Annotated in this window: 7 protein-coding genes and 2 pseudogenes; 3 read left to right on the forward strand and 6 right to left on the reverse strand. The window is 44.1% G+C overall.

The window, feature by feature from the left end; all coding sequences use genetic code 11:
• Positions 1-168: 168 nt before the first annotated feature.
• A complete protein-coding gene (locus ACFE90_RS32135) occupies positions 169-363 on the reverse strand; it encodes a hypothetical protein (RefSeq protein WP_375506373.1) in 195 nt (64 codons plus the stop codon).
• A 475-nt stretch (positions 364-838) separates the two neighbouring features.
• Between ACFE90_RS32135 and ACFE90_RS32140 the strand changes: the two genes are divergently transcribed.
• A complete protein-coding gene (locus tag ACFE90_RS32140; RefSeq protein ID WP_375506374.1) occupies positions 839-994 on the forward strand; it encodes a hypothetical protein in 156 nt (51 codons plus the stop codon).
• Between the two features lie 42 nt (positions 995-1036).
• Here the strand turns inward: ACFE90_RS32140 and ACFE90_RS32145 are convergent.
• The 3 genes and pseudogenes from ACFE90_RS32145 to ACFE90_RS32155 all read right to left on the reverse strand — a co-directional run bounded on the left by ACFE90_RS32145 (position 1037) and on the right by ACFE90_RS32155 (position 3458).
• Positions 1037-1439 (reverse strand): annotated as a pseudogene (locus tag ACFE90_RS32145) (DUF4112 domain-containing protein).
• 209 nt (positions 1440-1648) lie between these two features.
• The gene (locus ACFE90_RS32150; protein WP_375506375.1) at positions 1649-1897 is read right to left on the reverse strand and encodes a hypothetical protein; all 249 of its coding nucleotides are present in this window, start codon (positions 1895-1897) and stop codon (positions 1649-1651) included.
• A gap of 616 nt (positions 1898-2513) precedes the next feature.
• On the reverse strand, positions 2514-3458 hold the full coding sequence (locus ACFE90_RS32155; RefSeq protein ID WP_375506376.1) for an RpoD/SigA family RNA polymerase sigma factor: 945 nt from the start codon (positions 3456-3458) through the stop codon (positions 2514-2516).
• On the opposite strand from ACFE90_RS32155, the gene ACFE90_RS32160 reads away from it, so the two are divergent.
• Both ACFE90_RS32160 and ACFE90_RS32165 read left to right on the forward strand, forming a co-directional pair.
• Positions 3446-3865 carry a strawberry notch-like NTP hydrolase domain-containing protein gene (locus tag ACFE90_RS32160; protein ID WP_375506377.1) on the forward strand — a complete coding sequence of 140 codons (420 nt, stop codon included), beginning with the start codon at positions 3446-3448 and terminating at the stop codon, positions 3863-3865. The two genes, ACFE90_RS32155 and ACFE90_RS32160, sit on opposite strands and share 13 nt — an antisense overlap.
• On the forward strand, positions 3759-6185 hold the full coding sequence (locus ACFE90_RS32165) for a strawberry notch C-terminal domain-containing protein (RefSeq protein WP_375506378.1): 2427 nt from the start codon (positions 3759-3761) through the stop codon (positions 6183-6185). The genes ACFE90_RS32160 and ACFE90_RS32165 overlap by 107 nt, the downstream gene beginning before the upstream one ends.
• A gap of 465 nt (positions 6186-6650) precedes the next feature.
• Here the strand turns inward: ACFE90_RS32165 and ACFE90_RS32170 are convergent, their stop codons facing one another.
• Together ACFE90_RS32170 and ACFE90_RS32175 are read right to left on the reverse strand one after the other, a co-directional pair.
• Complete coding sequence (locus ACFE90_RS32170) at positions 6651-7541, reverse strand: Rpn family recombination-promoting nuclease/putative transposase (protein WP_375506379.1); 891 nt, start codon at positions 7539-7541, stop codon at positions 6651-6653.
• Positions 7542-7991: 450 nt separating this feature from the next.
• Positions 7992-9153 (reverse strand): annotated as a pseudogene (locus tag ACFE90_RS32175) (ATP-dependent RecD-like DNA helicase); the annotation flags it as partial.

The raw sequence follows: 9153 nt of genomic DNA on the forward strand, positions 1-9153 counted from the left end.
GCATCAGCAAACCGAGTTATCAACGTGATGTCCTAGAACGTTATTTAGCTTGGTATAATAAATACTTGATCCCCTCAACCACAACTACTGAAAAATAGTCTTGAAGAAGAATTCAGTGCTGATGAATTCAGGAACAAACCCGGAGACATTTCCGTTGGCAGTAAATCATTACTCGTTGGCAATGCTCCCGCTTGCTACTTTAAATAAAGTACGTGTTGTCGGGTGAGCTAAATAATTAATTACAACGCAACCCACCCCATATTTTTTGGACATTAAGCGATAAAATTGCCCAACGGTTAATTGTTGAAATTGGCTGTCAAATCCACTTGGTTTTTGTTTTTTGGCTGATTTATTTTTGGACATTGCCAATATGATCAACCTTGGTCAGCCACATTTTTAATTCCTCATACTTTTAATTCAATTGTGTAAATAAGGTGGGCATTGGGCTGTGCGTTCGCTCATCTGACTGCTTGCCGATCGCACTCAAATATCCCCTTTAAGCTTTACTGGAACACAATAGATAGTACGTCGCGCCGTTTCCAAATTTCAGCGTCTGCAAGTGGAAGAAATACCTTTTTTCACCTGGCTTGTCAGGGAAATTTTGGATGAGCAGATTCCAGAGCCAGAAGGAAGAAATAATCCCCGAGTAGTAAAAAAGAGAGCTAAGTTTCCATCCAAGAAACCCATACACAAAGGAGCAGGAGTCAAAATTGGGAAGCTGAAGCTGTTAAAGCAGGCACCCGTCTCACCCAGCCGGGCACAAGCGCCAAAGTGCTGAGGAAAAGAGGCGAGAACTGTAAAAGCCAGAAGGGCAACCTCCTACAATGGCGAGTTGATTATGCAACCACAACAGCGACGGACACGAAAACAGCAGCAATCCCTGATTGATTGGCATCCGATGTTTACTGGCAGATGCCCTCAGTGTAGGTATGAGTTTGACCGCGACTGGTCGGCACGGGTGCATTGGGATTGCCCAAACCTGAAATGCGGTTAAATGGATGATATTTTGTGGGGCAATTTCTTTAAATATGCCTCTTCAAACTTGGCTGAACTTACCAGAGTAAAGTTTATCAGACACTTCTTTAAGTTCTGGTTCAACTACTGTTAAATGTTGCTCTAAAATTGCCAAATTACGAATATTAGACTTATAGAAAGCATCAAATAAATCACCTACAAAAGGCACAGTACCCACAACTGCTTCCAAACCAACATTAAAAATCATTTTGGTTAAATCTTGGCGTGGAATGCCGAAGCGGGTGGCTAGAAATATGATGTAATGAAAACGCTGTACTGATTAAATCACCAGCACCTGGAACTAAACCGATAATTGGGTCTATTCCAATATGAAAACCTGTTAGAGGAATACGTATAGATGTATCCATCAAGCGGCTGAGTTTACGGATGCGATTTAGAGTAGCAAGGCGTTTGGCAGCGTCCATAATTTCCGATATTTGCACTACTTTTAAATTGCACCATTTTTAATTCTTTGTCTTGTACCGTTGGAAATAATAAGTATGAATAAAAATCCTGACGACGTTTCCTCTAAGAAAATAGCGTCACGGAATCCGGCGGGGGTGCGATCACTAAAACAAACCTGCATCAATGAAAGAGAATACGATTGCCTCCATTTTTATCTTCAGACAACAAATTATCCCGCGATGTTTTTGCCACTCAAGTAATTCATAGCTCTGGGTTTTCTCTTCTTGAGAGGGACTACTGATTTCTTGGGTGCTTGTGGCGGACGGCATTTCTCACAATATAGAGGTCGAACCCCAAAAGTTTCTCGTTGTGTGGGTTGTTCACACTGTTTGCATACGAAGTTGAAAACGCGGGTGTGAATTTCCCGCTTGTGCGCTCTAACGGTGTACTCTCGGACTTCAATAGTTTTGCTGGGCATTGGCTAATAAAATGGCCTTACTTCTTAATAATAGTTTTTCGTCAAATTTATGAAAGGTGTATTATCCCTAAAAGAGTGATAATTGCCCAGGTGAAATATTGCCTCGTCTGAATCGGTGGTAAGGGAAGAAAGGCAGCTACTGCACAACGGGGCAAGGTTCTCTCTTCGGTTATCAGACGGATCGAAATTGTAGTGATGTACCTGAAGGTTATAAACCCGACGCTGACTCAAAGTTAATTCTGGTGGCTTTTCACCTGGGCGCAGACACAGGGCGGCCGCATCATGTCAACAAAATAATTTTATTGTCAATAAGCTCGAAATGAGTCGCATTAATTGCTGCTTATTGACACATATTTAGCGTAGGCGTAGCCCGTCGTAGACATCGCTTTGAGTCTTACAAACTAAACCAAACGAGAAATGCCGATTTTGTCGTTGGTTCTTAACGTTGGTTCTGATCAAGAGTAATTTAGATGCGTTTGCCCTGGGCGCAGACAAGGGCGTTCGCAACGAGAGCAACGCCAATCAGAAGAATTCTTTACAGCAGTAGCAATTTGTTTCCAATCAGGAGAGTAGCGAGTTTGACTCATATTTTATTTGAGGGTAGAACGAAATCATTCTAATTAAGATACTCCTTAATATCACTTTTTTGACGACGAAGAATAGAAAGTGCTTTATGTTCAAGCTGGCGAATTCGTTCTCGGCTTAAGTTAAGGCGTTCTCCAATTTGAGTTAAGCTCAGTTGACGGCCATTTTCTAGCCCGAAACGTAGGGTTAGTACTTCTCGTTTTGGGGCTAAGGACGCTAGCAACTCTTTAATATTCTGGCGCATCAATGAAGAATTTAATTCTTCCAAAGGGGAAACATTTTCGTCAGCTAAAAGTTCACTTAATTCGGTATCCTGCTCATTCCCCACTCGCTTTTCTAAAGAAACTAGCTTTCGATCTGCTTGAATATATTCTCGAACCTGCTCTGGTCTTACCTTCAGGGATTCAGCAATTTCTATGACAGTTGCCTTCCGGCCTAATGAGTCAAACAATTCACGCTGTATTTTCTTTATTTTGTTGAGTCTTTCGTTGATATGAATGGGTAAACGAATAGTACGAGATTGCTGTGCAATGGCACGTGTGATTGATTGTGTTACCCACCAGTAGGCATAAGTTGAGAGTTTGTAACCTTGATTTGGGTCAAATTTTTCAACACCACGGTATAAACCGAGTGTACCTTCCTGGATCAGATCAAGAAATTCTAAGTTTTGGTTCTGGTACTTTTTAGCGATCGCCACCACCAGCCGTAGGTTAGCAGTCACCATTCTCTGCTTTGCTCGTTCCCCTTGATGAAGAATTGACTCCACTTCAGCTTCGCTTTGCCCAAGCGAGGTAGCTAATTCTCTTGTGGTTGGTTCTCGGTTTAGTTGAAGTGCTAGGCTTGAGCGCTGTTCTTCAATCGCCATCATCTGCTGCATAAGCCTAGCATTTGTAATTTCTTGCTCAGGAGTTAGCAGAGGGTAGCGTCCGATTTCTTTGAGGTAGGAGCGAACTAAGTCGGTGGTTGGGCTGGGCATACTTTCAAAAAGGTTACAAGCTTTTATTCTTAATTGAAGATGCCCGTAGAGACTGGTGTGCTTTAGGAGGTGATGTAAAAGACATTATCGACCTCTCAAATATCAAACTTGGCGACCCCATCCCTTTCACCCAAGGTATTCTGTTCTGCACCTACTCAACTCTACGATCCCAAAAGAATGGTAAAAGTCGGCTCAAGCAAATTGTTCAGTGGGCAGGTAAGGACTTTGATGGGGCAATAGCCTACGACGAGTGCCACAGTATGGGTAATGCTATGGCTATTGAGGGCAAACTCGCTCGGTATGGTTGCAGCATCCCAGCAAGGCATTGTTGGGCTGCGGTTGCAAAACGCACTGCCCTCAGCACGGGTTGTATACGTATCGGCGACCGGAGCGACGAAAGTTTCTAACCTGTCTTATGCAAATCGTCTGGGGCTTTGGCAGACTGGTGATTTCCCTTTCACCTCCCGTGAGGATTTTGTGGAATCCATTGAGGGCGGTGGTATCGCCGCGATGGAAGTGGTAGCCAGGGATCTCAAGGCTTTGGGACTGTATTTGGCGCGGAGTCTCTCGTTTGAGGGGGTGGAGTATCAGACTCTCGAAATTGAGTTAACGCCCACGCAGGAACGGAGTTATAACAGCTATTCCGATGCTTTTGGGGTTATTCATAATAATTTAGATAGAGCTTTGGAAGCTTGTAATATCTCTGGTGACAAGACTTACAACCGTGCTGCAAAGATGAGCGCGGTGTCTCAGTTCGAGTCGCACAAGCAAAGATTCTTTAACCATCTGCTGACCGGGATGAAATGCCCTACCCTGATCAAAGCGATTGAGCAGGATTTAGTCCAAGGTCTTGCAGTTGTCATTCAAATAGTTTCGACTAATGAAGAACTTTTGAAACGACGACTTGATGAAGTTCCGACTTCCGAATGGAAGGATCTCAATCTTGACCTAACTCCACGGGAATATGTGATGGACTACTTGATGAGTGCTTTCCCTGTTCATCTTCATTCCATCCATTCAGGCGTTGATGGAGAAGAAAGATCCGAGCCAGTCTTTGACGCTGATGGCTCTCCGGTTATCTCTATTGAAGCCGTAGCCTTGAGAGATGCCTTAGTCGATAAGTTAGCAAGTCTTGATCCAATTCCTGGTGCATTAGAACAATTGCTGTGGCACTTCGGTCACAAGCAAGTTGCTGAAGTAACTGGTCGCAGTAAACGAGTTCTCAGGGATGATTCCGGGCGTTTGTTTGTTGATTCGCGTGGTTCCGGCGCTAACATTGCTGAAACTGCTGCATTCATGGCGGACGAGAAACAAATTCTCATCTTCTCTGATGCTGGTGGTACTGGTCGCAGTTACCATGCTGACCTTAACGCTGTGAATCGTCGGCTCAGATCGCATTATTTGTTGGAAGCCGGCTGGAGAGCAGACAACGCAATTCAAGGACTTGGGCGATCGCACCGCACAAACCAAGCATCAGCACCCGTGTTCAGACCTGTAACCACTAACGTCATAGGTGAACGCCGCTTTATCTCAACCATTGCCCGAAGGCTGGATAGCTTGGGCGCTCTTACTCGTGGTCAACGGCAGACGGGTGGTAATGGGATATTTGAAGCTAAGGATAATCTGGAGTCGAACTATGCAGAACACGCACTATACGAGTTGTTTAAGCAGATTTTCCAAGGTCGATTTTATGAAGTTCCACTAGGGACTTTTGAGCAAATGACAGGACTCTCGCTCACTTCCCACGAAGGCGGCATGAAAATCGATCTCCCACCCCTGCGTCAATTCCTCAACCGACTACTGGCTCTACGAATTGATATGCAAAACGTGATTTTCGAGAGGTTTGAGTTGTTGCTAAGTCAGCAGATTGAAGCAGCGATCGCGGCAGGGGTCTATGAGATAGGGGTAGAGACACTCCGGGCTGAACGCTTTACTGTTGAGAGCCAGGAAGCTGTGTACACCCACCCTGCCACAGGTAGCGTCACCAATTACTTGAAAGTGGAACGCACCCAAAGGAACCACATCAGAACTGCTGACGAGATGTTAGAGTTCGCCACTCAATATCTTGGAAGGCTCATGATCAACTCCAAGTCAGGCAATGCTGCTGTGTCAATTCCAACTCACAGTCTATTCGACTCTGAGGGTGGAATTGTCCCAAGAGTTTTGCTGATTCGTCCACAGAAGGAAACTCGCGTACCAGTCCAAGACTTGGAATCTTCCACTTGGAAAGCGGTTTGTGTCGATGCGTTCGTCGCAGGGTGGTCTATTGAAGTAGACGCACTGCCCAAGTTCAGAACCGATTATCTGCACTTAGTCATCGGTATTTTGTTGCCCATTTGGAAAATCTTGCCGCAGCACAATAGCCGAGTCTTCCGCTTGCAAACCAGCGATGGACAAAAGATACTCGGTCGGGTGGTTAACGCTCACGACATTCAAACCGTGCGCGAACAACTTGGACTAAGAAATCAAGTGCTTTCTCCAGAAGAACTTGTTTCCCTGGTACTGAACGAGAAATATACACAGCAGTTACCGGGTGGCGTAACCTTGCGACGTTCTTTCATTGCTGGTGAACCACGAATTGAGTTAGTTAATGCTATCTCACTGGCAGAGCGACTGTTAGCTGTGGGTTGCTTCACCGAGATCATCAACTGGCAAAAGCGGGTATTCATTCCGGTTTCAGACAAAGCCCCAGCTATTTTAGCGGCTGTGATTGAAATCTTGGGATAAGTCAAAAGCTGATGTATCTAAATAAATACATCAGCTTATTTTTCGCTCAAACACGAGTGTGATTTTATTGTCCGAAATGAAGGTAAGCGGACGATTTGTCGAGGTAATCTAAAGACGGAGGAGATATTTCCACTTTCAGAAGAACGTGCCAGTAGTAGTCTGCCAACCCAAAAATGTTAGGTGGAGGCAGGCTCTTGAGCAGGGGTGCTCTTGTGCAGAGGAGAGTTCAATGTGCCAAGTTCAATCCCCTCTGCCCCTCTGCCCTTGGAGCTAACCACCATGCAAAGTTTCCTTGGCGTACTACTAGAAGTTATGATTTTAGAGAGGGAACGATTACTTCACAGAAAACATGAGCCATCACATAATGGACACCATATTAGCAGTCATAATATTGAGTTGAATTGAAGTAGTAAAGGAGATTCTGTAATTGTACTAAATAGCACACCCGCTTTTATTAAATTACGATTACCTTTGAAACCGCGATAATAATTCTTCACGGTCAGCCTGTAAAAGTAAGCCTAGATATTCTTCCCTAGATAACTGCATTAACTGAGGAATAATTGCCTCTAACTCACTGTCTAAATTTCCAAAACGTACTTTTAAAAGCGTCGAAATTGTTTCCCTTCTTTCGATTTCTACACCTTCTTGTTGCCAACTTGTTACAATCTGCATAACTTCCTCCCGTTCATCTAATCCCATTTTACTAATCACCGCCTGAAAAACCTGCTTCTCAGTATCATCAAGCCGCAAATAAGTATCAACAAACCCCGAAATTAATTGCATCCGCGCTGGATCTAACCTTAAAGTTGTCAGTAACCGCAAACATTCCGCCTTCACTTGCGGACGTTCTGACACCGCAATATTCATTTTCGCCATCAACGCCGCCGCCACTGGATTGTGTTGCGTTAGAAAATCCCGCCAACTTAGGCGATTTAATTGAATTGCTGCAAACTGAAATTCCAGCACCTTTAAATCGGGAAACGTGACACGATAATTTTGAGATTCAGCACGTTTTGGTTCGTCGAAGGAGAAAATCACAACTGGATAAATTGGTAAATCATATTTTTCATGCAAGCGTGCAAAATACTTAAACATCCGCTTTGCAAATTCTGACTCAGTATAAGACTGATTTTCAACATGAATTAAAAAATAAGTTTCCTGTTGCTCGAAGCGGCATTGAGCCAGCAAATCAATTTCTTTCTTTTCGCCAGATGTGACATCAGTAAATACATCTTGGGGTAAAAACTGGATAGAATCGCGGTCTATTTGGCTGGCTACTTGAGGCAGGAATAAATCGAGAAACTCAACAAAGAATGTAGATATTAATTCTTTGAAAAGCCTGTCATGGTCAATCATTCTAGCAACTCCTCCAACACGGGGCAGATATAGCGTAGCTGACATTAGAGGCAAAATAGTACAAATTTACCTAAAACCGAGGTTTGTAGTATGCCAATGACAAAACTAAAGCCTTTATTCTTTTGTTACAGGTTTGTCTAACAATAAGCAAATATGACTTAGATGATTTATCTAAAAATAATAGCTAAAAAGCTTATAAACTAATGCTTTCCGCCTATCTTGCCCCTAGTGTCAGCTACGCTATATTTACCCCAAATTACAGTTTTTCAGACAACAATCAGGTTCCCAGGTATTCATCACAGAGCGATACCTTCTCTGCGAGACGCTACGCGAACGGTGAGCTTCTCTACGAGACGCTGCGCGAAAAAATAAGCAAGTTTTGGGTCGGGGTCTAAATCCCCATCACAAAACTTAATTACGAATTACGAATTATTTAATAGCCAAGACATATCAATGCAGTCCTGCCTGAAGTAACCTCTGCTGTAACCGTGTGTAGCGCTTTTGGTCATCGGTAGAGCGCACCGCTAGAGATATCACTTTTTTAGCTCCAACCACGATCGCTAACTTCTTGGCACGGGTCAGCCCGGTATAAAACAGGTTCCGGGTCAACATCATATAGTGCTGCATATAGATTGGCAGAATCACCACCGGATATTCTGACCCCTGACTTTTATGAATGGTGACGCTCCAGGCTAAAGTAATTTCATTCAGGTCACCATAGTCGTAAATCACAGTACGATCTCCATACTGCACAATTACTTCTTGTTCAACAGTATCAATGTCGGTGATAATTCCCAAATCCCCATTGAAGACTTCACGCAGGTAATCATTCATTTGTTGAATGACGCGATCGCCTACTCGCAGTAGCATCCCACCTCTATTAATCTCCACCAAGTCAAGGCTTGGTGGATTAATCAACTGCTGCAATACTGTGTTCAGATTGCGAGTCCCGACTACTCCCCGTGTCATGGGGCAAAGGACTTGCACATCAGTAGCAGGATTAAAACCTAAGCGGGGAATCAAATCGGTAATCAACTCGCAGATTGCCTGTACACCATGTTCGGGCTGATGTCCGCCGCCATGCCAAATACAGTCGGACACAGGATTGTCGGAGATTGGCTCGATTGTGGGATAAATTCCTCGATTAATCTGGTGGGCGGCGGTGATAATTGCGCTCTGTTGAGCTTGGCGAAATACCTGGGTCAACCGTACCACGGGAACTCGCCCAGAATTGATCAAGTCAGCAAGTATTTGACCTGGGCCCACAGATGGTAACTGGTCAATGTCACCCACCAACAACAGTAGAGCGCCAGCCAATACTGCTTTAACCAAGGAGTAAGCCAGAAACAAATCAAGCATCGATGCTTCATCAACAATAATTGCTGTATGGGGCAAAGGATTGTCACAAGTAACAGTGACTATCTTCGGCAGCTTCACTTAAACAGTGGATAATTCCTGCACGGTAACGAAATTCTGAGTCAGGAGCAATTCCGATATTTCGCGCAATTTTATCGGCAGTTAGAAAACCAATACCGTAGATGTCAGCTGCTAGTTGGTAAGGGGAGCAATGCGATTTTGTGAGATCATCATAAAGACAGCAGGGGAGCAGGGA

This window comes from uncultured Nostoc sp. (genome assembly GCF_964245445.1).
Taxonomy (GTDB): Bacteria; Cyanobacteriota; Cyanobacteriia; order Cyanobacteriales; family Nostocaceae; genus Nostoc.

What these genes read in the sequence shown, in the direction of transcription:
- ACFE90_RS32135 (WP_375506373.1), bottom strand. Translation starts at nt 363, where the DNA reads ATGTCCAAAAATAAATCAGCCAAAAAACAAAAACCAAGTGGATTTGAC.
- ACFE90_RS32140 (WP_375506374.1), top strand. Translation starts at nt 839, where the DNA reads ATGCAACCACAACAGCGACGGACACGAAAACAGCAGCAATCCCTGATT.
- ACFE90_RS32150 (WP_375506375.1), bottom strand. Translation starts at nt 1,897, where the DNA reads ATGCCCAGCAAAACTATTGAAGTCCGAGAGTACACCGTTAGAGCGCAC.
- ACFE90_RS32155 (WP_375506376.1), bottom strand. Translation starts at nt 3,458, where the DNA reads ATGCCCAGCCCAACCACCGACTTAGTTCGCTCCTACCTCAAAGAAATC.
- ACFE90_RS32165 (WP_375506378.1), top strand. Translation starts at nt 3,759, where the DNA reads ATGGTTGCAGCATCCCAGCAAGGCATTGTTGGGCTGCGGTTGCAAAAC.
- ACFE90_RS32170 (WP_375506379.1), bottom strand. Translation starts at nt 7,541, where the DNA reads ATGATTGACCATGACAGGCTTTTCAAAGAATTAATATCTACATTCTTT.